This window comes from Pseudoalteromonas sp. APAL1 (genome assembly GCF_021532475.1).
In the GTDB taxonomy this organism is placed as follows: Bacteria; Pseudomonadota; Gammaproteobacteria; order Enterobacterales; family Alteromonadaceae; genus Pseudoalteromonas; species Pseudoalteromonas lipolytica_C.
In genome coordinates this window covers 34,991-58,522 of sequence record NZ_JAKGAW010000011.1, presented here as the reverse complement: position 1 = coordinate 58,522, position 23,532 = coordinate 34,991, and the positions used below count along the sequence as shown (strand labels likewise).

The 23,532-nt window shown below is 41.6% G+C and carries 22 protein-coding genes; 15 read left to right on the top strand and 7 right to left on the bottom strand.

The features are described 5' to 3' along the window. Positions 1-45: 45 nt before the first annotated feature. Both mutM and L1264_RS07625 read right to left on the bottom strand, forming a co-directional pair. On the bottom strand, positions 46-855 hold the full coding sequence (mutM, locus tag L1264_RS07630; protein ID WP_199527349.1) for a bifunctional DNA-formamidopyrimidine glycosylase/DNA-(apurinic or apyrimidinic site) lyase: 810 nt from the start codon (positions 853-855) through the stop codon (positions 46-48). 11 nt (positions 856-866) lie between these two features. After that, positions 867-1,358, bottom strand: coding sequence for a hypothetical protein (locus L1264_RS07625; RefSeq protein ID WP_199527348.1), 492 nt, complete (start codon positions 1,356-1,358; stop codon positions 867-869). Positions 1,359-1,509: 151 nt separating this feature from the next. On the opposite strand from L1264_RS07625, the gene L1264_RS07620 reads away from it, so the two are divergent. From L1264_RS07620 to L1264_RS07595, 6 genes are all read left to right on the top strand, one after another. Further along, positions 1,510-2,436, top strand: coding sequence for a manganese-dependent inorganic pyrophosphatase (locus L1264_RS07620; protein WP_138557034.1), 927 nt, complete (start codon positions 1,510-1,512; stop codon positions 2,434-2,436). Between the two features lie 162 nt (positions 2,437-2,598). Next, positions 2,599-3,219: a guanylate kinase gene (gene gmk, locus L1264_RS07615; protein WP_135926153.1), complete on the top strand. Its 621-nt coding sequence runs from the start codon at positions 2,599-2,601 to the stop codon at positions 3,217-3,219. A 103-nt stretch (positions 3,220-3,322) separates the two neighbouring features. Continuing rightward, a complete protein-coding gene (gene rpoZ / locus L1264_RS07610) occupies positions 3,323-3,598 on the top strand; it encodes a DNA-directed RNA polymerase subunit omega (protein WP_036973056.1) in 276 nt (91 codons plus the stop codon). A gap of 130 nt (positions 3,599-3,728) precedes the next feature. Further along, on the top strand, positions 3,729-5,834 hold the full coding sequence (gene spoT, locus L1264_RS07605) for a bifunctional GTP diphosphokinase/guanosine-3',5'-bis pyrophosphate 3'-pyrophosphohydrolase (protein WP_135926154.1): 2,106 nt from the start codon (positions 3,729-3,731) through the stop codon (positions 5,832-5,834). Between the two features lie 11 nt (positions 5,835-5,845). Continuing rightward, positions 5,846-6,238, top strand: coding sequence for a RidA family protein (locus L1264_RS07600; protein ID WP_135926155.1), 393 nt, complete (start codon positions 5,846-5,848; stop codon positions 6,236-6,238). A gap of 408 nt (positions 6,239-6,646) precedes the next feature. Continuing rightward, positions 6,647-8,251: a DUF342 domain-containing protein gene (locus tag L1264_RS07595; RefSeq protein WP_138557035.1), complete on the top strand. Its 1,605-nt coding sequence runs from the start codon at positions 6,647-6,649 to the stop codon at positions 8,249-8,251. Positions 8,252-8,299: 48 nt separating this feature from the next. Here the strand turns inward: L1264_RS07595 and asnA are convergent, their stop codons facing one another. Next, entirely contained in the window at positions 8,300-9,295 is a 996-nt protein-coding gene (gene asnA / locus L1264_RS07590) for an aspartate--ammonia ligase (RefSeq protein WP_135926157.1), read from the bottom strand. Positions 9,296-9,492: 197 nt separating this feature from the next. Here asnA and asnC point away from each other — a divergent pair, with 197 nt between their 5' ends. The 3 genes from asnC to recG are packed head-to-tail and all read left to right on the top strand — an operon-like array spanning position 9,493 to position 12,834. Continuing rightward, on the top strand, positions 9,493-9,951 hold the full coding sequence (gene asnC / locus L1264_RS07585) for a transcriptional regulator AsnC (protein ID WP_062567385.1): 459 nt from the start codon (positions 9,493-9,495) through the stop codon (positions 9,949-9,951). A gap of 44 nt (positions 9,952-9,995) precedes the next feature. Continuing rightward, positions 9,996-10,712 carry a tRNA (guanosine(18)-2'-O)-methyltransferase TrmH gene (gene trmH / locus L1264_RS07580; RefSeq protein ID WP_199527347.1) on the top strand — a complete coding sequence of 239 codons (717 nt, stop codon included), beginning with the start codon at positions 9,996-9,998 and terminating at the stop codon, positions 10,710-10,712. 40 nt (positions 10,713-10,752) lie between these two features. Continuing rightward, positions 10,753-12,834 carry an ATP-dependent DNA helicase RecG gene (recG, locus tag L1264_RS07575; RefSeq protein WP_199527346.1) on the top strand — a complete coding sequence of 694 codons (2,082 nt, stop codon included), beginning with the start codon at positions 10,753-10,755 and terminating at the stop codon, positions 12,832-12,834. Between the two features lie 149 nt (positions 12,835-12,983). Here recG and L1264_RS07570 read toward each other — a convergent pair whose 3' ends face one another. Beyond that, complete coding sequence (locus L1264_RS07570; RefSeq protein WP_135926160.1) at positions 12,984-13,916, bottom strand: porin; 933 nt, start codon at positions 13,914-13,916, stop codon at positions 12,984-12,986. Between the two features lie 196 nt (positions 13,917-14,112). Beyond that, entirely contained in the window at positions 14,113-14,967 is an 855-nt protein-coding gene (locus tag L1264_RS07565) for a LysR family transcriptional regulator (RefSeq protein ID WP_135926161.1), read from the bottom strand. Between the two features lie 90 nt (positions 14,968-15,057). Here L1264_RS07565 and L1264_RS07560 point away from each other — a divergent pair, with 90 nt between their 5' ends. Both L1264_RS07560 and L1264_RS07555 read left to right on the top strand, forming a co-directional pair. Continuing rightward, the gene (locus L1264_RS07560) at positions 15,058-15,432 is read left to right on the top strand and encodes a DUF413 domain-containing protein (protein WP_135926162.1); all 375 of its coding nucleotides are present in this window, start codon (positions 15,058-15,060) and stop codon (positions 15,430-15,432) included. A gap of 78 nt (positions 15,433-15,510) precedes the next feature. Then, positions 15,511-16,746: a diguanylate cyclase gene (locus tag L1264_RS07555; RefSeq protein WP_235403853.1), complete on the top strand. Its 1,236-nt coding sequence runs from the start codon at positions 15,511-15,513 to the stop codon at positions 16,744-16,746. A 3-nt stretch (positions 16,747-16,749) separates the two neighbouring features. Here the strand turns inward: L1264_RS07555 and rarD are convergent, their stop codons facing one another. Next, positions 16,750-17,673 (bottom strand): EamA family transporter RarD, encoded by a 924-nt coding sequence (rarD, locus tag L1264_RS07550; protein WP_135926164.1) that lies wholly within the window; start codon positions 17,671-17,673, stop codon positions 16,750-16,752. A 224-nt stretch (positions 17,674-17,897) separates the two neighbouring features. On the opposite strand from rarD, the gene recQ reads away from it, so the two are divergent. The 4 genes from recQ to L1264_RS07530 all read left to right on the top strand — a co-directional run bounded on the left by recQ (position 17,898) and on the right by L1264_RS07530 (position 22,429). Further along, entirely contained in the window at positions 17,898-19,721 is a 1,824-nt protein-coding gene (recQ, locus tag L1264_RS07545) for a DNA helicase RecQ (RefSeq protein ID WP_138557039.1), read from the top strand. Positions 19,722-19,728: 7 nt separating this feature from the next. After that, positions 19,729-20,025: a DUF3630 family protein gene (locus tag L1264_RS07540; protein WP_135926166.1), complete on the top strand. Its 297-nt coding sequence runs from the start codon at positions 19,729-19,731 to the stop codon at positions 20,023-20,025. 67 nt (positions 20,026-20,092) lie between these two features. After that, complete coding sequence (locus tag L1264_RS07535; protein ID WP_199527344.1) at positions 20,093-21,805, top strand: POTRA domain-containing protein; 1,713 nt, start codon at positions 20,093-20,095, stop codon at positions 21,803-21,805. 63 nt (positions 21,806-21,868) lie between these two features. Continuing rightward, positions 21,869-22,429, top strand: coding sequence for a mechanosensitive ion channel domain-containing protein (locus L1264_RS07530; RefSeq protein ID WP_135926168.1), 561 nt, complete (start codon positions 21,869-21,871; stop codon positions 22,427-22,429). Between the two features lie 40 nt (positions 22,430-22,469). Here L1264_RS07530 and L1264_RS07525 read toward each other — a convergent pair whose 3' ends face one another. Further along, a complete protein-coding gene (locus tag L1264_RS07525) occupies positions 22,470-23,528 on the bottom strand; it encodes a succinylglutamate desuccinylase/aspartoacylase family protein (protein WP_135926172.1) in 1,059 nt (352 codons plus the stop codon). Between the last annotated feature and the right edge of the window lie 4 nt (positions 23,529-23,532).

Sequence of the window (23,532 nt, the reverse complement as noted above, 5' to 3'; positions counted from 1 at the left end):
TATCTTGCTATCTGTTGCAATACTACATAGATGAGGGATTCGTTGTTATTTTTGACAATTAGAGCAGTACACTGTGCTTCTTTGTCCTAATCTAATTTCTTTTAATGGCTCCTCGCAATTAACACATGGCTCACCTTTGCGGCCATACACCAGTAATTGCTGGGCAAAATAACCTGGCTTACCATCACTTTGAGCAAAATCTTTTAACGTTGTGCCGCCTTGCGTGATGGCTGCAGCGAGTGTCTCTTTAATAATAGGCACTAATTGCTGATAACGCTGCAAAGAAACCTTGCCAGCTTCTCGCTTTGGATGGATCCCCGCTTTAAATAACGATTCGTTAGCGTAGATATTACCTACACCAACTACCACCGCGTTATCCATAATAAACTGTTTAATCGGTACTTTTTTGTTTCTCGACTGTTCGTAAACACGCTGTGCCACAAACTCATCTGTTAATGGCTCTGGCCCAAGCTTGCTCAGCAAAGTATGGCACTCACCTGGCGCTTGCCATAAACAAGCACCAAAGCGACGAGCATCGTTAAGCCGCAACGCTTTACCTGAGACCAAAATAAACTCAATATGATCGTGTTTTTTCAATGGTTCATCTGCATTAACAACACGCAAATTACCCGACATACCCAAGTGCAAAATAACACTACCGAGCTCACAGCCGAGTAGTAAATATTTTGCTCTGCGCTCAATTGATGTCACTTTAAGGCCTTGTAATTGATAGACATCATCCGGCACTGGCCAACGCATGCTCGCATTGTGAATATTTACTTTAGCAACAGTTTGACCCAGTACATGTGGGGTGATCCCCAACCGACTCACTTCAACTTCAGGTAATTCAGGCATCTGAGACTCTCTTAAAACGGGTATAACGGAAATAACTTAGCGGCATCAGCTTGCTCAAGCACAAACACCCGCTGTAACCGCTTATCTAATAAATAATATTTACTATCTATATGGTACAACTGATAAACAGCAGGCAATTGCTCCCCGGCTAACCACACAGAAGCAACATAATCTGCTGACGACTGAGAAATTTGACTAACAGGAAGACTGGCAATAGTGAGTTTTTGATGTTGCCAAAGCTCAACGAGTTGTTCGAGCTGTTGTTCATCGCCTTGCCAAGAGGCTTCTTGCAATGACTGGCTACGCCAAGAGGTGCCGATACGCTCAATTTTTAATTCTGGAAATGCCATCGCCAAAATGAAGCTTTGCTCTGGGAGTAACGCTTGCACTCCTTCTTCAACGGGCTGAGTATTGAGCTTTTTATGGAGGCCATTGAAGAAAAAAATCATCAGTAGCATCGAAATAATCACCACATTATTCCATGCTTTTCGGCTCAAACGCATCAGTATCTTCCTCAGTTTTCAATATCTTAAAGTGTAACCAAAAAGGACATTAATTGGCAGTTGTAATTGATCAACAAAATTTCATGTCTGTTATGTATCAATCTGTCGATACTTTGCTAAAATATCCGCCAAATTTAAAGGAGTTCCGTCAATGTCAATGTATGTAGTGGGTCATAAGATCCCTGATTCAGATTCAATTTGCGGTGCAATTGCGCTTGCTTACTTAAAAAACCAGATCAATGAACCTGCGATCCCAACGCGTTTAGGTGAAGTATCACCTGAAACACAATTTATCCTAGATAAATTCGGTTTCGAAGCACCTGAGCTAAAACTTAGCTACGCAGGCGAAGACGTTTATATCGTTGACCACACAGAAAAAACACAAGCACCTGATGACATCGATGAAGCACGTGTTGTGGGTGTTGTTGATCACCACAAACTAGGCGACTTAACATCGTCAACACCACTTGAATGTTGGATCCGCCCAGTTGGTTGTTCAAACACCATCATCAAAATGATGTATGACTTCTACAATGTAGAAATTCCAAAAGATATCGCAGGCATCATGTTATGCGCTATCCTAAGCGACACTGTGATCTTTAAATCACCAACTTGCACAACGGCTGATATCAAGTGTGTTGAAGCACTTGCTGAAATCGCTGGTATTGAAGATTTCAAAGAACTTGGCATGGAAATGTTCAAGGTTAAATCAGCAGTTGAAGGCACGCCAGCACGCGATTTAGTAATGCGTGATTTCAAAGACTTCAATATGAACGGTAAGCTAGTAGGTATTGGCCAGCTAGAAGTTATCGACCTTGCTGTATTTGATGAAATCAAAGCAGATCTTGAAGCAGACATCGCAAAGCTTAAAGAAGAAGGCGGCCGCCACTCAGTATTACTCCTGTTAACTGATATCATGAAAGAAGGCTCAGAAATGCTAATTGCGTCTGATGACGTAGCTGTAATCGAAGCTGCTTATGATGTTAAATCAGAAGACGGTCGCGTTTGGTTAGATGGTGTATTAAGCCGTAAGAAGCAAGTAGTACCACCACTACAAGACGCTTTCGCAAAAATCTAATTTGCAAAAGACTGTTTAGATTATCTATACAGCTTATTCCTTAATGTCAAAGGTTCGCTTGTGTGAACTTGAGCGCATTTAGCGAAATAAAGTACAATGGATAAATTAAAGGCTTGGGTTAGCAATAGTCCAAGCCTATTTATTTTTTATTAGAGACAGATCATGGCGCAAACTCGCGGAAATTTATTTATCTTATCGGCTCCTTCTGGTGCTGGAAAATCAAGCCTTATAAGTGCTTTACTCAAAAAACACAACGATATGAAAGTGTCAGTATCACACACGACTCGTTCACCTCGACCAGGTGAAGAAAACGGTGTTCATTATCATTTTGTTTCAGTTGAAGCGTTTAAAGCATTGATCGAGAAAAATGACTTTTTTGAATGGGCGCAAGTTTTTGATAATTACTACGGTACTTCTAAACAAGCAATCGAGAGTCAGTTAGACGCTGGAATCGACGTATTTTTAGATATTGACTGGCAAGGTGCTCAGCAAATTCGTAAATTAGTTGATGATGTTGAGACTATCTTTATTCTTCCGCCGTCAAAAGAAGAACTTGAATCACGTTTAAATAATCGTGGTCAAGATTCACAAGAAGTAATAGCCGGACGGATGGCAAAAGCACAATCTGAAACTTCCCACTACAATGAATATGATTACGTTGTTGTAAACGATGACTTTGAAACTGCACTTTCAGAAATCGAAACGATCGTGATGGCTAAACGTTTATCGTTAAAAAGCCAAACTGTGCGCCATCAGGCGCTATTAGAGAACTTACTTAAATAATACTTTTTTAAGAATAAGATAAAAATTAACCACAAGCTATTGGCGAATTTAACTTGGTACAGTAAACTACGCCTTTGCTTAAGAATTTATTTGGAGTGCTAAGATGGCTCGCGTAACTGTTGAAGATGCAGTAGATGCAATTGGTAATCGTTTTGACTTAATTTTAGTTGCGGCTCGTCGTGCCCGCCAAATCGCGGTTGGTGGTAAAGATCCACTCGTTGATGCTGAAAATGATAAACCTACTGTAATTGCTCTACGTGAAATTGAGAAAGGGTTAGTAAATAGCTCGTCTATGGACCTGATCGACCGTGAAGAGCAACAACATCAAGAAGCAGCAGAAATGGCTGCTGTTGCTGCTATCGTTGGTGGCAACCAATAATCAAGCGCCCTGCTTTGATTTAGCTTAACGGCTAGTATTTCAACACTAGCCGTTGGCAAGCCCTTCTTTTCATCGTATATTCTATTCATACCGTTACCGATTTACTTCATTTGCGCATTGGAGTGTGACTTTGTATCTATTCGAAGGCCTAAAAAAGAAAATAACCGAATATTTGCCACCTGCTGAAATAGAGCTGGTTCAAAAAGCATACGTGGTCGCCCGTGAAGCTCACGAAGGCCAAACTCGCTCAAGCGGCGAGCCTTACATCACTCATCCAGTTGAAGTTACACAAATACTTGCCGGCATGCACTTAGACCATGAAACACTCATGGCAGCTTTGATGCATGATGTGATTGAAGATACCGATTTTAGCCAGCAAGACTTAGCAGAAATTTTTGGCGAGACCGTTGCTGAGCTTGTTGAAGGAGTGAGTAAGCTAGATAAACTCAGCTTTAAAGATAAAAAAGAATTTCAGGCTGAAAATTATCGAAAAATGATCATGGCGATGACCCAAGATATTCGCGTGATCTTAATTAAACTTGCTGACCGAACTCACAACATGCGCACCTTAGGCGCACTTCGCCCAGACAAACGCCGTCGTATTGCCCGTGAAACTCTCGAAATTTATGCCCCGATAGCCAATCGCTTAGGTATCCATGATATTAAAAACGAATTGGAAGATTTAGGTTTTCAAGCGTTATACCCAATGCGTCATCGCGCTTTGAAATCAGAGGTTATCAAAGCCCGTGGAAACCGAAAAGAAGTCATTAGCAATATTAAAACAGAAATAGAAGCACGCTTAGAAGAATCAGGTATCGACGCCACCATTTCTGGCCGAGAAAAGCATCTATATAGCATTTACAAGAAGATGCTAAATAAAGAGCTGTCATTTAACGAAGTGATGGATATTTACGCGTTTCGGATCAATGTCGATAACATGGATACCTGTTACCGCGTACTAGGTGTGGCACATAACCTTTATAAGCCAATTGAAACCCGCTTTAAAGATTATATAGCGGTTCCTAAAACCAACGGTTACCAATCTTTACATACCTCTTTGGTTGGCCCGCATGGTATTCCTGTTGAGATTCAAATTCGCACTCACGATATGGATCATATGGCAGACAAAGGGGTAGCTGCACATTGGATGTATAAAAAAGCCGGTGATAACGCAGGACATACTGCGCAACAACGCGCTCGCCAATGGATGCAAAGCTTACTTGAACTGCAACAAAGTGCTGGTTCATCATTTGAATTTGTAGAAAACGTTAAAACTGAACTCTTCCCAGAGGAAATTTATGTTTTCACGCCAGATGGCCGTATCGTTGAGCTCCCAATGGGAGCAACCGCTGTTGACTTTGCATATGCAGTACATACAGACGTAGGTAATACCTGTGTGGGTGCAAGAGTAAACCGTAAGCCTCACCCTTTGAGCAAACCTCTCGATACAGGGCAAACTGTTGAGGTAATCACCAGCTCTGGCGCGCACCCAAATGCGACGTGGCTAAACTTTGTTGTAACAGGTAAAGCACGTTTAGGTATACGTAACTATCTGAAAAGCCAACAACATGAAGAAGCGATGTTGCTTGGTCGCCGTTTATTAGATTCTGCACTTGGTGAGTCAAAATTAGATGACATCCCAGATGAAAATATCCGTCGAGTATTACAAGAACATAATCTAAATACTTTACTTGAATTACTCGTAGAGATTGGTTCAGGTAATCTTATGAGCGTATTAATTGCTAAACGCTTGATGCAAGACGATGTTGAAGATATAAATGACATCGCCAAAAAAGCCAAAGCAACAATCATAGGCACAGAAGGCATGTTAGTTAACTATTCTAAGTGCTGCCGCCCTGTACCAGGTGATGCCATCACAGCTCATATCAGCCAAGGTAAGGGTCTGACTGTCCACCGCCAAGAATGTAAGAACATTCGAGGCTGGGAAAAAGAACGCTCAAAATACTTAGTTGTAAAATGGGACGATAACCCAGAAAAAGAATATATAGCCGCTCTGCGTATTGAGATCATCAATCATCAGGGTGCGCTGGCTAAATTAACCAATGTTGTAGCCTCAACCCAAGCTAACATAGTTGAGATAGCCACCGATGAAAAAGAAAGCAATTTATACATGATAGACCTAGGTATCACGGTTAAAAACCGTGTTCACGTTGCCAACATTATGCGCCGCATTCGCGTGATGCCTGATGTACAAAGAGTCTATCGTAAAAAGTAACAAGGATAATTATGAACAAATCATTTATTTCTACTGATAATGCGCCTGCAGCAATCGGTACTTACAGCCAAGCAGTTAAAGTAGGCACGGCTGTTTATTTATCAGGTCAAATTCCATTAGTGCCAGAAACAATGGAAGTGATCTCAGAAGACTTTACTGAACAAACGCACCAAGTATTCAAAAATTTATCTGCTGTTTGCCAAGCTGCTGGCGGTCAAATTCAAGATATGGTGAAAGTAAATATCTTCTTAACTGACTTATCAAACTTTGCGATTGTTAACGAAGTTATGAGTCAATACTTCAAGCAGCCTTACCCTGCACGCGCTGCAATTGGTATTAGCGCTTTACCAAAAGGTGTGCAAATTGAGATTGACGGTATCATGGAGCTGCCTTCAACAAACTAATCAGCTATGCCAGCAGCTATTTGTTGCTGGCACTTTTATTGACAAATTTCTATTTTACCTCATCCGAAATTCTTGACTCACCAACGATTCTCTAGCAATCTGTATAGTAAAGGTATTCAGATCACCTCAAAATGTCATAGTTTGCATTTTAAATAGGCTTAATATCAACGTATTACTTTGCCTTTGTTGGCAATTTATTTGAAGAAGTACCACCGATAAACATTAGGCTCAAAGAAATGTTCAAACGATTGGTTTAAAAAGCGATTTATATTGCGTTATTGATTTTTACCATTATGTGAATCAAAACCTTATTTGAAGCGCTTGAATACCAATTAGAAGCTAATTTTTTGAGATGGTTTGGGTTTACTAAGTAACCCTTTCACTATTGTTGTATAAAAGGATCTCCACGTGTTTAAGCTCGCTCACAATGGCAACGTTTTATTAGATGTTCATGAACATTCGCCACCAAGTGCTGCATTTATCATCGAAGCACTTGAGAAATCACCTTATAGTGAGTGCCGAGTTGATCACGACTCTATTAATAACTTTTTTAAAAGTGAATCGAATGAGCGTACGCTCGTTGTTGCCTCTAAACATGATGCAACCCTAGAAGTAAAAATAAGTGATGACAAAATGCAGGCGATAGGCGAATTAACAGTCGCTGAAGGCGGCAAAGTTATGAGCTTAGAAGACGCCAAAAAAGAGCTAATAAAAGCAGGTGTAGCACGAGGTTACAAACAGGCATTTTTAGAAAAGTTATTACAACAGCAATTTGAATTACCAGCAGGCACCAAAACAGAAGGTGTTTTAGCAAAAGGCCGTCTTCCAATTGATGGTCAGCCATCCAAGTTTGTGCCACAAGTCGAAACACTAAAAGATCGCCTAAAAAAACCAAAACTTCGCGAAGATGGCACTGTTGACATGCGTGATTTTGGTAAATTAGCTAGCGTTGAGCCCGGCGTGCTGTTGATTAAGCAAATTCCAGCGACTCCAGGAAAAGAAGGCTTTACAGTGACAGGCGATGTACTTCCCGCCAAACCGGGAGAGAGCCTTACTTTGGTCGCAGGTGAAGGCACCGAAATCTCTAAAAACAACCCACTAGAACTTATTTCTGTCATTGCAGGTGTGCCGGTTGAGATCGCCAACGGAATGCGCGTAGATGATATTTTTACTATCGCCGATGTAAACGTAAAAAGTGGTCACGTAGACTTTGAAGGTAGCGTCATTGTTACTCACAACGTTGAACCGGGCATGCGTATTAACGCCAAAGGCGACATTACCGTAATGGGCACCGTTGAGTCAGGTAACTTATCCGCCGCTGGCAACATCACAATAAAGCAAGGCGTCATTGGTCATCAGCTAGAAGATAAAAGTCTTTCCTGTAATATTATTTGCCAAGGTGATATTCACTTATCTCATGGCCAATACTGCTACTTAGAAGCGAATAATATCCTTATTGAACGTCAATCTAGCCACTGTGTCATGAAGGCCACTAAGCTGTTACAAGTTGGTCAAGAGGATAACCCACAGGGCAAACTGTTTGGCGGTGAGATTTTAGATGCACAAATGGTTATTGCTGGTGAAATTGGCAATGAATCTGGCGCAAAAATGTTAATAAACTTAGCAGCATCAGGTGCCGACGTCACCGCACAAACAGATCAATGCCTAAAGGATCTTGCGCAGACAGACTCACAACTCGACACTCTTCAAGAAGCAATAGAAAAAGCGGATCAAGTAAAAGATGTTGAGAAGAAAAAACTATTACTCGCTAAAATAGGTGCGACACAAATGCATTACTGTGAGCAAGCTGAAATGTTAGAAAAAAAACTATCAACGCTTGAGAACCACCTACATGACTTACTTGAAGACGCAAAGCTCATTGTTAATAAAACACTGCACTCTGGTGTAGAAATTCATATTTTCGATAAAGTATTGCGTACTAACCGCCAATACCCACCGTGTAAAGTCAAGCTTGAAGAAAACAAGGTTGAGGTAGAGTTCAAAACCAGTTAATAAAAAAGAGGCTTAAAGCCTCTTTTTACCAGGGTCATTAATCTTAATTTAAAGAATTCCTTCCACTTGCTGTTTTAGTTGTTCAGGCCAAACACCTACTTGTACTTGTCCAATGTGCTGCTTTTGTAACAGCAACATAGCCAGTCGAGATTGACCAATACCACCACCTATTGTTTGCGGAAACTTTTTCGCAAGTAGCTGTTTATGCCAATCAAACTCTAAGCGAGCCTGATCGCCAGTAATCGCTAACTGAGTAGCTAAAGCATCAGGGCTTACGCGAATGCCCATTGAAGATATTTCAAAAGCATCTTCAAGCACAGGATTCCAAACTAAAATATCACCATTTAAGCCTGCAAATTTGCTGCATGTTTGCGTTGACCAATCGTCATAATCCGGTGCTCGTACGTCATGAATTTTACCATCGGCGAGTGTGCCGCCAATACCAATTAAGAATACCGCACCGTATTCTTGCGCCACTGCTTTTTCACGTTGTTTTGCAGTAAAGTCAGGATACATCTGGCGCAACTGCTCACTATGTATAAAGGTGATTTGCTCAGGCAAAAACGGCGTTAAATCAAATTCACTCGCTACAAAGCGCTCGGTTGCTTTAATCGCCTGATAAAGTGATGTCACAGTTTCTTTAAGCTTATCAAGAGTACGCTCCGTGCTCTCGCAAATTACTTTTTCCCAATCCCATTGATCAACATACACTGAATGAATTGGGCTAAGTGACTCTTCATCAGGGCGAAGTGCTTTCATATGCGTATAGAGCCCCTCACCTACTGAAAAACCGTAATCAGCCAAGGTTTTGCGCTTCCACTTAGCTAAAGAATGAACCACTTCAAATTGACTACCAGGAATTGTTTTTACTGCGACCGAGACAGCATTTTCAGTACCACTTAGATTATCTTGAATACCATCGCCCACCTTTGCCAAGATTGGTGCTTGTACTTCAACTAACCCTAATTGTTGTTCTAATTGGCTTGAAAAGAACTGTTTTACTTTACTAATTTGCTGCTGTTGCTGCAGATAGTGTGAACTCATAATAATTGGCCTCATTCCCAGTTATTGTTACTTGCTTTATGAGAAAAGCCCGCTGCCTGGCTTTCTCCGATAAAGCAATCTTCAACTAAACCAAGTTTTTTTTCAATAACCATCAACAAAAAGAACTTAACATTGAAATTTTCATAAAAATAATGCTATAAAAATTACTGATTCAACAATTAGCAACAAGAAATACTATGGAAAATTATCAAATCGATAATCTCGATAAAAACATCCTTAACGCATTAATGGAAAATGCCCGAACAGCGTATGCAGAACTTGCTAAACGCTTTGCTGTGAGCGCGGGTACTATTCATGTACGAGTCGAAAAAATGAAACAAGCAGGTATTATTACAGGCACCCAAGTAAGTATTAATGCTAAACAACTTGGTTATGATGTCTGTTGCTTTATTGGTATTAACCTCAATAACGCCCGTGATTATCCGCAAACCTTGCTGCACCTAAAAGAGCTAGAAGAAGTGGTTGAAGCCTATTACACCACGGGAAATTACAGTATTTTTATCAAAGTAATGGCTCGCTCAATTGATCACTTACAAGATGTACTGATCAATAAAATCCAAGCGATTGAAGCCATTCAATCAACAGAAACGCTGATCTCACTTCAAAACCCAATTAGCCGTGCTGTTGTTCCCTAGGGTATAATCAGCGCCAATTAGAATCTGTCAACGAGCACACAACTATGGATACAACTCGCTTTGAGCGTGTAAAGCGCGTGTTAGATCGCCGCCAAACGGACCTAACGGTTTGTTTAGAAGAAGTACATAAACATCATAATTTATCAGCCATTGCCCGCACAGCAGATGCCACGGGGTGTCATCATGTACATGCAGTGTGGCCCGATAACCAAAAGTGGTTAACTAACAATACCTCAGGCGGTAGTAAGAATTGGCTTGAAACTCATTTACACCGCAATATTGATGAGGCTGTAGCCACAATGCGTGCCCATAATCCTGAGGTACAAATTTTAGCAACTAATCTCAGTGATGATGCCGTTGATTTTCGTGACATTGATTACACCAAACCGACAGCTGTTATTGTTGGCCAAGAGCGAGATGGAATTTCACCTCGGGCACTTGAACATGCCGATAAGCACATCATTATTCCAATGCAAGGCATGGTGCAGTCTCTTAATGTGTCTGTTGCTGCTGCACTTATTCTATTTGAAGCACAGCGCCAAAGAGAAGTAGCCGGGCTCTACGACCGCAATATGCTTGATGCTAAAGTTAAGCATCGTATTTTATTTGAAGGCTGCCACCCTATTATTGCTGAGCAATGCCGAGAAAAGGAACTGCCTTATCCTGAGCTTGATGAAAACGGCGACATTATTGCTGATGAAGCGTTTTGGCATACCTTAAAACATACGCAATCGCTTGATGCCTCTAACGAGTGCAAGTAAACTGAAAAAATAGTCTACTAATTAACAATTTGAGTCACCTTTGAGTCACCCTAGCTTAGCGTTATACCCAATCACAGAATTAAAAGGCGTCGGCCCAAAAATGGCCGAGCGCCTCGCTAAGCTAAATATTCATACGGTGCAAGACATGCTGTTTCATTTGCCTCACCGCTATGAAGACCGCACCCGCATTCACCCAATTTGCGAACTACAACCGCATAGCCATGTTAGTGTTGAAGCCACCATTGAAACCAGCCAAATCACCTTTGGTAAAAGACGCATGCTGGTTTGCCAAATTAACGATGGCACGGGCCGTTTAACGCTGCGATTTTTTAACTTTAGCGCAGCTCAAAAAAATGCTTTAAGTGCAGGTAAGATCATTCGCTGCTTTGGTGAAATACGCCGTGGTCGTGTTGGTTTTGAAATGACACACCCTGAATACAGCCTATCGGATACCCCTTCAGAGCAACCTACAAATACCACGCTCACGCCGGTTTATCCTGTTACTGAAGGACTAAAACAATTATCTATTCGCGCGCTTAGCGATCAAGCGCTTGCGCTATTGTCTAAATACCCGGTAGAAGAATTACTGCCAGAACAGTTTCAACCAACCGGAATGAGCTTAGCCGATGCGTTAATGACCTTACATCGCCCACAAAACGATGTTGATTTAACCGCCCTTGAACAAGGTATGCACCCTGCCCAGCAACGGTTAGTGTTTGAAGAGTTACTTGCGCAAAATTTAAGCCTTTTAAAGTTACGCCAAAAAGGGCAAGCCGTAAAAGCCGTCCCTTTAAAGCCCCATAACCAACTTGAGCAACAGTTTTTAGCAAATTTAGCCTTCAGCCCAACCAACGCGCAAAGTCGTGTCGTGGCAGAAATCAAAGGTGACTTACAACACCCGTTTCCGATGATGCGCTTAGTACAGGGCGATGTAGGTTCAGGTAAAACCTTAGTTGCAGCACTTAGTGCACTCACCGCTATAAGCGAAGGCTACCAAGTAGCTTTAATGGCACCTACTGAGATTTTATCCGAGCAGCATGGCATCAACTTTAGCCAATGGTTTAATCAATTAGGCATTGAAGTCGCTTGGTTAGGTGGTAAAAGCAAAGGTAAAGAGCGCGCAACCACTCTTGAAAAAATAGCCTCAGGGGAAGCACAAATGATTGTTGGCACCCATGCGTTATTCCAAGAGCAGGTCGAGTTTAATAATCTGGTGCTAATCATCATCGATGAACAACACCGCTTTGGTGTTCATCAGCGCTTATCACTGCGTGAAAAAGGCCGTTTTGGTGACTGTTACCCACACCAATTAGTGATGACTGCAACGCCTATTCCGCGTACTTTAGCCATGACAGCCTACGCAGACTTAGAAACCTCAGTAATTGATGAATTACCACCGGGTAGAACGCCCATTACAACGGTGGCTATTCCTGATGCCCGTCGAGACGAAATCATTCAACGCGTTAAAACCGCATGTACAGATCAAGGCCGGCAAGTGTATTGGGTTTGCACCCTGATTGATGAATCTGAAGTGCTACAATGCCAAGCCGCAGAAGATAGCGCAGAGCAATTAAAAGCAGCACTACCCGAACTAAACGTCGGCTTAGTACATGGCCGAATGAAAGCCACTGAAAAACAAGCCATTATGAGCGAGTTTAAAGCAGGTAATATTCATGTACTCGTTGCCACAACGGTGATTGAAGTGGGTGTTGATGTGCCTAATGCTAGCCTTATTATTATTGAAAACCCTGAACGGCTGGGGCTTGCACAACTCCACCAGCTGCGTGGTCGTGTTGGTCGCGGGGCAACTGCATCACACTGTGTTTTACTTTATCATGCACCATTGTCAGCCACAGCGCAAAAACGCTTAGGGGTACTTCGTGAAAGTAATGATGGTTTTGTGATTGCTGAACGAGATCTTGAAATTCGTGGCCCAGGCGAAGTACTTGGAACCAAACAAACAGGCCTAGCTGAATTTAAAATTGCTGACCTAAACCGCGATAAACAAACACTCGACCATGTAAGACCCATTGCCTTCAAAATTTTGAAAGACTATCCAGAACTTACCGATAAATTGATTCAACGCTGGCTTGCTGGCAAATCCGACTACGCACAAGCTTAATCGCAAGTCTAATACCAATCCGCAATAATACTTAATCATTTTGAGGGATTAAACCTGTCGCTAACTGCGTTAAAAATTTCCTACTAAACAATAAAAAAGCCCAGCTAATAAGCTGGGCTGACAAGTTAGGGAGTTAGCCAAGGGTTGGATTAGAACTTGTATTCAATACCAACACCTAAGTAATCTTGGTCAACTTGATTATCTGTATCAAACGTTGAGTAGAAACCAAATACTTTCGTGTTTTTGCTAAGCTTGTGATCAACACCTGCAGAAATAGCTGTTTTCTTGTCGCCTTCATCAAAGTCAATTACTTGGTATTGTACTTTGAAAGTGTTGCTATTCATTTGGTAAGCAGCATTTACTAAGTAACCATCAGCTTCTGCACTACCATCCACTTTCTCTTGTGTTTGGTACATAGCACCTAGTTTGAAGTCACCAACTTTACCTTGCACTGTTGCACGAACAATGTCGTAACCTTTTACTTCGCTGTCAGCTGCAATTGATGCATAAAGTTTGCTTTCTTTAAGTTTTGCATCGCCGTAAGTTAGCGCTACTGAGTAACCGTTATCAGCATCTACATCATCTTCTGCCACATACGTTGCTAATACTTTGAAGCCACTGAAATCTTTAGAAGCATAAGAAATTGTGTCACCTAAACGGTTTTCGCCTTTGAAACCATTTTTGATATCTGCTTCAAGGTCATTGAATAAATCAATTTTACCTTGAGATTGCTTCATAGCTGTATCGTTACGACCGATAACAACCTGACCAAAGCTGCCTTTAAGACCTACATATTGGTTACGTGCAGTGATGTTGTCATCATTGTCGCCTTTTGAATCAGCGTCAGATACGTCAACACCAAACTCAAATTTATAAACCGCTTCTAAGCCTTCAGAGATTTTCTCTGAGCCTTTTAAGCCAAAACGTGAGTTATTGCTTTTAATTTCTGTGAAAGACCCTTCGCCATCATCTGATGATTGAACAGTCACGTTTGCTTTACCATATACATCTACATCAGCTAATGCAGAAAAAGATAAGCCACCAAATAAAGCTAGGAATAAGCTAGACTTTGCAAATTTCATGTCGTTTCCTCAATAATCGCAACAAAAAACACATGTTGTGTTTCAATGCGCGCAGTGTGACAGCGAAAAATGACAGAAAGATGACAATTGAAATAAAATCGTCAATTTAGCTTCACGAAATATAATTATTTCTGAAATAAAAACGTAACTTACTGTTTCACGGTTAAGTTTTTATAAAAGCTAATTTAAATAAATTTTAAGTTTTTATTTGCAGCTCAGTTAGTAAGGTTACCAACTTTTCTAAAAGAGGTGTTTGTTCATTATCTCTGTGGTAAGCAACAAACACATCTCGCGAGGTATGAGCAACATCTTCAACATGGTATAAATCACCCGCTTTTAACTGCTCTTCTACTAATAACTTAGGAATAAACGCACTACCACCGCACTTCAAAATTAAATCAAGAGCAATACGCCCTGTGCTGGTTCTAAAGTAAGGAGGCGCGTGGCCGTTAAACTCACGAGCATGCCACAAAGAAAAGGTAGTACCCCAATCAACATAAACATATTGATTGTCGAAAAAGTTTTCGCTGTTAGCTGTTTCAAAAGCACTCACAGGAATGATTGGCAGCTCACAAATTCGTTCAACAACTAGCTCATCCACTTTAGGAGGATCAAACAGTACCGCTAAATCTAATGTACGCTCTAATAGTAAGCGAGTGCTTTCTTGTTGTGCTTTTACTTCAGCGACTAACGATACACCCGGCATGGCAGAAACAATATTTGTGATCCCAAACTGTAAAAAAGCATCCCAAATATTAGGTGTACCTGCTAAACTAATTTGCTTATGCATATTATCAGCAAGCGCCACATCAACTTTTGCACGTTGCATGCCGGTAATGATCATTTGCGCATGTGGCAGTAATCGCTCACCCGGTGCTGTTAACTGAATATTGTTACGTTGACGAATAAATAAGTTAACGCCTAAACCTTGCTCTAACTGCCTGATCCGAAAACTCACTGCAGACTGCGTAATATATAAATTTTCAGCTGCTTTGCCGAAATGGCGAGTACGAACCACTTCGACAAAAGTCTTCAATAAATCGATATCCATTTTTTACCCTTACGATAAAAATAACTTGTTTAATAAAATCGACAACTTGATCCATACTCCTGCAAGAAATTAGGGCATGAGGATAAAGCCATGAGCAATGACATTTCATCACTTCGTCAGGCATTTGCAAGCCAACGTCAATTTTATGATGATCAAAACTTCCCACGCGGTTTTGGTCGTAGTGGTCACTTCACTTTGCTAGAAGCCGACATTCTCGAACAGCATGGTGTTGTATTAAAGGGTTTATACAACAAAACCCTAGAACCACAAAATGAATTTCAAACTCAATTTGTGCAAGTTGTTACCGGTAACCTTGAAGCAACAAACCCAGTTGAACGCGCTTGGATGAAATACCTAAAACAAACAACCTGTAAAACGAAGTTTCACACTTTGTTTGGTCGTTCACGTATTGCCAGTCCTACACCGCAAAGTGTTGAGTATTATTCTGAGTCAGATAGCTTATAACGATTTGCTTTTTTACCCTTTTAGGGTTAAAACTTGTAATAACTTTTGTTTCGCCAATAAGTTATTACAAGGCAAGCTGTGACTCGAAGAATACTAATAGTTGAAGATACGCCAACCATTGCGCGAGTGCAAAAACATATCGCGCAAAAAGTTGGCTATGAAGCTGACATTGCAGGTAATCTAGCCGAAGCAAAAAAGCTTATAAGTAAGCACAATTATTTTTGTGCTGTGGTTGATTTTATTCTCCCAGACGCACCTTTAGGTGAAGCCGTCCCCTGCACCATCGCTGCCGATATACCGACTATTGTTATGACCGGTAACCTTGATGAAACCACGCGTAATATCGTCGAAAAGCACCCAATCATTGATTACATTACCAAAGAAAATAAACAAGCTTATCAATACCTAGAAAAACAACTGGCGCGTTTACCTCGCAATGAGCAAATACTGGTGTTAGTGGTCGATGATTCAAAAGCAACTCGTCAGCTAATTTGTCATTTATTAGCTCGCCACAAATACCAGACAATTGAAGCCGTTGATGGCGTCGATGCTCTCAGAGTATTAGCTGAAAACCCAACAATTTCAGTGATAATAACTGATAACGAAATGCCGAACATGAGCGGTGCTGAGCTCTGTGTTGAAATACGCCGTTTATATTCCAACGATGAAAAAGCAATTATCGGTATTTCTGCTTATGATACTTTGCATCTATCAACGCATTTTTTAAAATCAGGCGCAGACGATTACCTACGAAAGCCATTTAATAATGAAGAATTCTACTGTCGACTAAGCCAAAACGTCGACATGCTTGAAAACATCAAAACGATTCGTTTACAAGCAAATACCGATTACCTAACTAAACTACCAAACCGACGTTACTTTTTCGGTGAAGCAAATAGACATTTAAAAGCCGCTAAACAAGCTGGCTCGGCGGTATCCCTTGGCATGATCGACATTGATCATTTTAAATCTATTAATGATAATTATGGCCATGATGCAGGTGATGAAGTGCTCAAAGCGTTATCACATCACATGACCCAATATTTTGCAGATAATTTAGTAGGCCGCTTTGGTGGTGAAGAGTTTGCCGTGTATTTTGCAGATCAAGATCCAGAAGAAGCATTACAACGCCTAGAAAAATTTCGCGCTTTTATTGAAAAGCACAGCCCAGAGTTTAGTAAAGAACAAATTCATTTCACTTTATCCATAGGCTTTCATCATCAGCCTATTTACAGTCTAGATGAACTGATTAAACAGGCTGATTTAAAGCTTTATCAAGCAAAAGAGTCTGGACGCAATAAGTTAGTTGGCTAAAGCCTAAACAGGCTTTGTCACCGCTTCTAATTGCGCCTTTCGTTGTTTACGGCTTTGTCGATACGAGTCCCAACTAAATAGTGCCAGCGCACTCCAAATGCACGCAAAGGTCACTACACGCTCAGCATCAAATACTTCACCGTAAAAAGCCACTGCAAGTATAAACATTAAACTTGGACCTATGTATTGGAAAAAGCCCAGCGTGCTGTACTGCAGGCGCTTTGCGGCACCTGTAAAACATAACAGCGGCAAGGTTGTTACCACTCCGGCACTGATGAGTAACAGGTTAATGTGCCAATCATTCGCTGTTAAATCAGAGCTTGCTGAAGGCGCCATCAACCACCAGTAAATAAGCGCCACAGGCAATAAAATAAGCGCTTCTAGCAATAAACCTGGTAATGATTCAATTGGCAGCTTTTTGCGTAATAATCCATAAATGGCAAACGAACCGGCTAGTGAGAAAGCAACCACGGGGAATGAACCAAAGCTCACAAGTTGAAGTAACACACCACAAAGTGCTAAACCTACCGCAACGCCTTGCCATTTACGCAGTCGCTCACCTAAAAACAACATACCAAGTAACACATTGAGCAATGGATTGATGTAATATCCTAAACTTGCATCAAGCATATGATTATTGTTCACAGCCCAAATAAATAAGCCCCAGTTAAAGCCCAGTAAACTGGCTGTTATCACCAACATCAGTAGTAATTTAGGTTGCCCAAGCACAATACGAATACGCTGCCATTGATGACGAGCTGCGATAATAAGAAGTAAAAATAACACCGACCAAATAACGCGGTGCATCAAGATTTCAAATGCAGATATTTGCTGCAAAAACTTAAAGTAAATGGGTGCAAGACCCCACATAAAAAAAGCTAAACATGCGAAAATAACCCCTTTTCGCTGTTCAATATTGGTAGGCATAAGCTTGGCTTTGTAGGTTAAAAACATTATTTTACGCCCCCTCTGCAGTGACGCAACCAAAACGCGTTAAATAAACCCATGTATTTACCTCTAAAAAGGGACTGCCATTGTTGCAAAGTAACGCCTTGATATTAAGCACCTGTGAAACGCTGAATTCTGCATCTTGAGGTCATTTGGTATATTGCTAAAGACATCGCCTTAAAAAACCACTAAAATGCTCGGCGATGAATACCAATACCGCAATGTCCAACACACCCGTTCGATCACCACACGCCGTACTCAAACAAGTGTTTGGTTACAAAGATTTTCGTGATGGCCAAGAAGCGATTATAGCCGCAGCGCTAGACGGACAAGACTCGCTTGTACTTCTGCCAACAGGTGGAGGCAAATCCTTATGCTATCAAGTCCCGGCATTAATCCTCGATGGTGTGACTGTGGTCATCTCGCCGCTTATTTCTCTGATGCAAGACCAAGTTGCCCAACTAAGAGCGCTTGGCGTACAGGCTGCATACATTAATAACAGCCTTCCCTTTGAAGAGCAGCAAGCGGTGTATCAGCAATTGCACTACGGGCAAATTAAGCTGTTGTATGTGGCGCCAGAAAAAGTGTTGCAACATGAATTTTTAGAACGTTTAAGTCATCTGAATTTAGCACTTTTTGCCATCGATGAAGCACACTGTGTGTCTCATTGGGGTCATGACTTTAGGCCACATTATTGTCGACTCAACGAGTTAAAACATCGCTTTATGCATGTACCTATGATGGCACTTACAGCGACAGCAGATAAGGCAACTCGTTACGATATAATCGAACAGCTCCAGCTTAACCAGCCGTATGTGCACACAGGCAGCTTTGATAGACCTAATATTCGATACACCATTGAAGAAAAATTCAAACCTATGGTGCAACTGCTTCGCTATTTAAAAGAGCAGCAGAATCAAAGCGGCATTATTTACTGCACCAGCCGTAAACGGGTTGACGATGTTGCTGAAAAACTTGCTGATGCAGGTTTTAATGCCGCAGCCTATCATGCAGGCATGAGTAACGAGCAACGCCAATTTGTGCAATCAGGCTTTGCCCGAGACGATATTCAAATTGTGGTTGCAACGGTTGCATTTGGTATGGGTATCAACAAACCAAACGTGCGCTTTGTGGTGCATTACGATATTCCAAAAAGCATTGAGGCCTATTACCAAGAAACAGGCCGAGCTGGTCGTGATGGCCTTGCAGCAGAAGCGATTATGTATTTTGATCCAGCTGACATAGGCCGCGTGCGGCGCTTTTTTGAAGATATTGAAGACGAGCAACGACGCCGCGTTGAAGAACAGCGCTTTAATGCGATGGCCAGCTTTGCCGAAGCACAAACATGCCGCAGACAAATCTTACTCAATTATTTTAGTGAATATAAGCGCGAAACCTGTGGCAACTGTGATATTTGCTTAAACCCACCAACCAGCTTTGATGGCACACTCGTTGCGCAGCAAGCGCTATCTTGTGTGTATCGTGCCGAGCAACGATTTGGTATTGGCTATATTGTTGAACTACTACGTGGTGCAAATACTAGCCGCATTCGTGATAATAATCACCACCAGCTAAGTACTTATGGTATTGGTAAAGATCACAGCGTGGAATTTTGGCTAAGTATTTTAAGGCAACTTATTCACCAAGGGTTATTAAGCCAAGACATCACGCAAGGCTCATCGTTACGTTTAACCGAAGCCGCCCGTGCAGTGCTTAAAAGTGAATATGCATTACAACTTGCCGAGCCTCGCTTACAAGCCAAGCACGTATACCAAGATAAACTCGCCCAGTTTAATTACGACAAAAAACTGTTTGCTAAATTACGTGCCTTACGTAAAGAACTGGCTGATGCGGATGATGTGCCACCTTATGTAGTATTCAACGATAAAACGCTTGCTGAGATGGCGCAACTTATGCCAACTAATGATAGCGAGTTCTTAAAAGTGTCGGGTGTTGGTTTTACTAAACTAAATAAATACGGCGCACCATTTTTAAATACTATCCGCGACTACTTAGCCGCAAACTAGGACTACCATGACTGAACTTACTTTTGATGCAGAACATGCAGTCATCATTGTGCAAGCAAGCGAGCCTCCTCATGACGAAGATTTTGAATTATGGGCTACCTTGTTTTTACATACACCCGCAATAAAAATTGCCGACTTTGATGCTGGAGCCGATCGACATCAGTTAAGATTTCACTTTACAGATCATAGTTTTAATCTAAACTTTGAACATTACAGTGAAAGTATTTGGATAAATGCTGAGGGCGTAGAAGCTACAGAGATATTAGGCGAGCTTTATCAGCATTTAGTCACACAGTTACAATAATAAGCTAGACTTTTTTCCACGCTTAGTATGTAGTGACTGTATAGGAAACAATCAACTAAGGGTGTAAATGGGTTTTAAGCAGTCGCACTTCGTTGCTCTACTAATTTTGTTGCCAGTGAGCTTGGTAACGAACGTGTATGCAGAACAGCAAGACATAGACGATAGCAACTATTGTCAAAATCAGCGCACACTAAAATCCCAAGATAACAATTTGCGCCGCCAACTTGATACCGATAACCCACTTCCGCAGGCTGCTGAAGGCAGCAAAATAACTTCTATAAAACTTGAGCAGCTCAATGTATTTAATACCGAGCTTGAAGAAGAAAATAACTTTTTATTTCGCTTTGCTAATCGTGCTCACATGACCACTGAGCCGGATGTAATACATAGCGTTTTACTGTTCAAAGAAGGTGATGTTTACAATCCACGTAAATTACTAGAGTCTGAGCGACTGCTGCGTAAACAAGGTTATTTGTATGACGCCCGTATTAACGCCAAACTTGACTGTGACGGAAATGTACACGTTAATGTTGTCACCCGTGATTTATGGACCTTACTGCCAGAAATAAGTTTCAGCCGCAGCGGTGGCGAAAATGAGTCAAGCCTTGGATTTCGCGAGTCAAACTTTTTAGGTTGGGGTAAACGCGTGTCGTTCTCGCGTACGCATGATGCTGACCGCACCGGTTACCTATTTGTTTATGATGATCCTAATATCTTTTCAAGCCGCTATCGTGGGCGGCTAGAATATTCCGATAACGACGATGGTAAGCGTCATTACATCGATGTAAGTTACCCGTTTTTTTCTATCGATACACCTTATAGTTATGGCGCAACAAGCTACTCTGATGAGCGCCGCGAATCACTTTATTATCGGGGAGATGTGGTCAGTGAGTTTGAACAAAAAACTGTATTAAGCCGCGCTTACTTTGGTCACTCATCACAACTTGCCAATAATTGGACCCAGCGCATAAAACTCGGCATTGAAAACCGCGAAGAGACCTTTAAAGCCATTTCACAAACGCGCTACCCTATTGCAGATGATCGTAGCCTTAGTTACCCCTATGTGAGTGCGCAATGGTTTGAAGATCATTACATCAAAGTAAGAAACTTCGACAGCATTTATCGTACCGAAGACCTCAATCTTGGATGGAATATCCAAGCTCTTCTTGGTTATTCAAGCAAAGACTTTAGCGATGATTCAAGTCGTGCCATTTACTCACTATCATTATCAAAAGCGCACTACAGCGGAGATAATCAACTTTGGCGCTTTAAAGCCGACATAGACGGCTATTGGAACGAAGCCCTTGATGATGTTGAAAATCTTTTTACAAGCACGCAAGTTCAGTATTACCTTAATACGACTCTTAGGCAAAGCTGGTATGCTAAAGCACGCCTGCAGTACGCAAAAAACCTGACCGCCGACAAACAACTTACTCTAGGTGGAGAAAACGGCCTCAGAGGCTACCCGCTCGATTACCAAGTAGGCGATCGTAGCTTTTTAGTGACTTTAGAAAAACGCTATTATTGGGAATACGATTTATTGCAGTTATTTAAAGTCGGTGGCGCGGCATTTTATGATATTGGCAGAGCTTGGTATAACGACAAAAACAATGGTGAAAATGGCAATGTACTACAAAATGTCGGTGTGGGTCTTCGTTTAGCCCCTAGTCGTGCCAATGCAGGAACAGTAATCCACCTAGATGTTGCCGCACCGATAAATAATCACGATGATGAGATAGATTCAGTACAATGGCTTGTGACTGTTAAAAATACCTTTTAAGCTAGTGTTATTCAGCAACTAACGCGCTAAAATCGGACGTAAATTATTAGCTTGGGAACCCCTTTGGACTTCGTCGAATTTTTTAATGAGCAATATCATTTAATCGTGACAATCATCGCGGTTTTGCTCTATCCGCTACTACGTAAAACCACCAAAAAACTGCTTTTAAAAGCCATTAAAGGTAAAGCTGATCCGCACCGAGAGTACCGTGCAGAGCTACTCCTTAACATTATTTTGGCGATCGTAATGCTATGCTTAGTATTAGTTTTTTGGGGTATAGAACTGCGCGGCTTGTTAGTACTAGGCTCATCCATTTTTGCCATGTTGGGTGTAGCCCTTTTTGCTGCTTGGTCGTTACTAAGCAACCTAACAGCCTTCTTGCTGATGTTTATTCAAAACGATTGTCGGGTTGGTTTTTGGGTGAGAGTAATTGACGGTGCAAACTTCTTAGAAGGGCGTATTATCGAAATGGGGTTAATGAACGTGGTGCTTGAGCATGTTGATGGCCACAAAGTCATTTACCCAAACAACATCTTTGTTACCCGCCCTGTAATGGTGTTAAAGACCCCACCTACAGCGACTAAAGCGCCAACCATAAAGCGCATTTTAGGGCCAAAAAAATAAAAGCCGCAATTGCGGCTTTTTTTATAAAATACTTTAACGGCTAATTATTCAAATCTGCCGTTTTCAACTCGTCTTCAATATCGCTTATTTCATCAATAAAGTTTTCAAGTTGTTGCTCTACAATACTATTTGCATGAGCAAAGTAAGCAAGATGGAATACAGCATCCCCTTCGTTCACAAGCGGCATGGTTTGTTGACCAATCACAATACCACTGCGCGGAGCGAGTAGCTCAAGCTCAGCATCACCAAGTGGGCTGCTGATATAAGCTAACACTTGCCCTTTCATTACTCGCTCACCAAGTGATACTTGTGCACGCACAATACCGTCAACTTCGGCGCGCACCCAGCTTGTTGAGCTTGCAATAACCGGCTCTGGTAGCTTCTTAGCTCGCTTACCTCGTACCATTTTTAAATGGCGCATTACATAATCAACACCTTGCACACCTGCAGCAATGGCAATAGGGTCAAAGCGAAGCGCTTCACCCGCTTCATAAGTAATTACTGGAATACCTAAATTTGCCGCCTCACTACGTAATGAACCATTACGAAGTGACGCATCAATCACCGCTGGAGTACCAAAGGCTTTCGCCATAGCTGCTGTTGCAGGATCACTTAAATTAGCACGAATTTGCGGCAAGTTTGTCCGGTGTATCGCGCCCGTATGTAAGTCAATAATATGCGTACAATGCATAGCTACTTGCGAGAAAAATGCATTAGCCATGCGCCCAGCTAATGAACCGCGGGTTGAGCCCGGAAAGCTACGGTTCATATCTCGGCGATCAGGTAAATAGCGTGATTTGTGAATGAATCCAAATACATTCACAATCGGTACTGCAATAATTGTCCCTCGCAGTTGCTCAGGCTCAATCTTAGCCAGTAATTGCCTAACAACCTCAACACCATTGAGCTCGTCACCATGAATGGCCGCACATACCATTAATACCGGTCCTTGCTGCACACCATTGACGACTTCAATCGGAATATTTAACGGCGAATGGGTATAAAGCTTAGCAGCTTCAATAGAAAATGTTTTACGTTCGCCAACCCCCACCGTATCACCTAAAATTGAAAACGGTGTATTTTTCTTAACCTTAGCCACGCAC

Excerpts from the sequence above, each read along its gene's own strand:
- L1264_RS07540 (WP_135926166.1), top strand. The coding sequence starts at position 19,729 with ATGACTGAACTTACTTTTGATGCAGAACATGCAGTCATCATTGTGCAA.
- L1264_RS07565 (WP_135926161.1), bottom strand. The coding sequence starts at position 14,967 with ATGGATATCGATTTATTGAAGACTTTTGTCGAAGTGGTTCGTACTCGC.
- trmH (WP_199527347.1), top strand. The coding sequence starts at position 9,996 with ATGGATACAACTCGCTTTGAGCGTGTAAAGCGCGTGTTAGATCGCCGC.
- asnA (WP_135926157.1), bottom strand. The coding sequence starts at position 9,295 with ATGAGTTCACACTATCTGCAGCAACAGCAGCAAATTAGTAAAGTAAAA.
- rarD (WP_135926164.1), bottom strand. The coding sequence starts at position 17,673 with ATGCCTACCAATATTGAACAGCGAAAAGGGGTTATTTTCGCATGTTTA.
- L1264_RS07600 (WP_135926155.1), top strand. The coding sequence starts at position 5,846 with ATGAACAAATCATTTATTTCTACTGATAATGCGCCTGCAGCAATCGGT.
- rpoZ (WP_036973056.1), top strand. The coding sequence starts at position 3,323 with ATGGCTCGCGTAACTGTTGAAGATGCAGTAGATGCAATTGGTAATCGT.
- recQ (WP_138557039.1), top strand. The coding sequence starts at position 17,898 with ATGAATACCAATACCGCAATGTCCAACACACCCGTTCGATCACCACAC.
- L1264_RS07625 (WP_199527348.1), bottom strand. The coding sequence starts at position 1,358 with ATGCGTTTGAGCCGAAAAGCATGGAATAATGTGGTGATTATTTCGATG.
- mutM (WP_199527349.1), bottom strand. The coding sequence starts at position 855 with ATGCCTGAATTACCTGAAGTTGAAGTGAGTCGGTTGGGGATCACCCCA.
- asnC (WP_062567385.1), top strand. The coding sequence starts at position 9,493 with ATGGAAAATTATCAAATCGATAATCTCGATAAAAACATCCTTAACGCA.
- gmk (WP_135926153.1), top strand. The coding sequence starts at position 2,599 with ATGGCGCAAACTCGCGGAAATTTATTTATCTTATCGGCTCCTTCTGGT.
- L1264_RS07620 (WP_138557034.1), top strand. The coding sequence starts at position 1,510 with ATGTCAATGTATGTAGTGGGTCATAAGATCCCTGATTCAGATTCAATT.
- L1264_RS07560 (WP_135926162.1), top strand. The coding sequence starts at position 15,058 with ATGAGCAATGACATTTCATCACTTCGTCAGGCATTTGCAAGCCAACGT.
- L1264_RS07570 (WP_135926160.1), bottom strand. The coding sequence starts at position 13,916 with ATGAAATTTGCAAAGTCTAGCTTATTCCTAGCTTTATTTGGTGGCTTA.
- L1264_RS07535 (WP_199527344.1), top strand. The coding sequence starts at position 20,093 with ATGGGTTTTAAGCAGTCGCACTTCGTTGCTCTACTAATTTTGTTGCCA.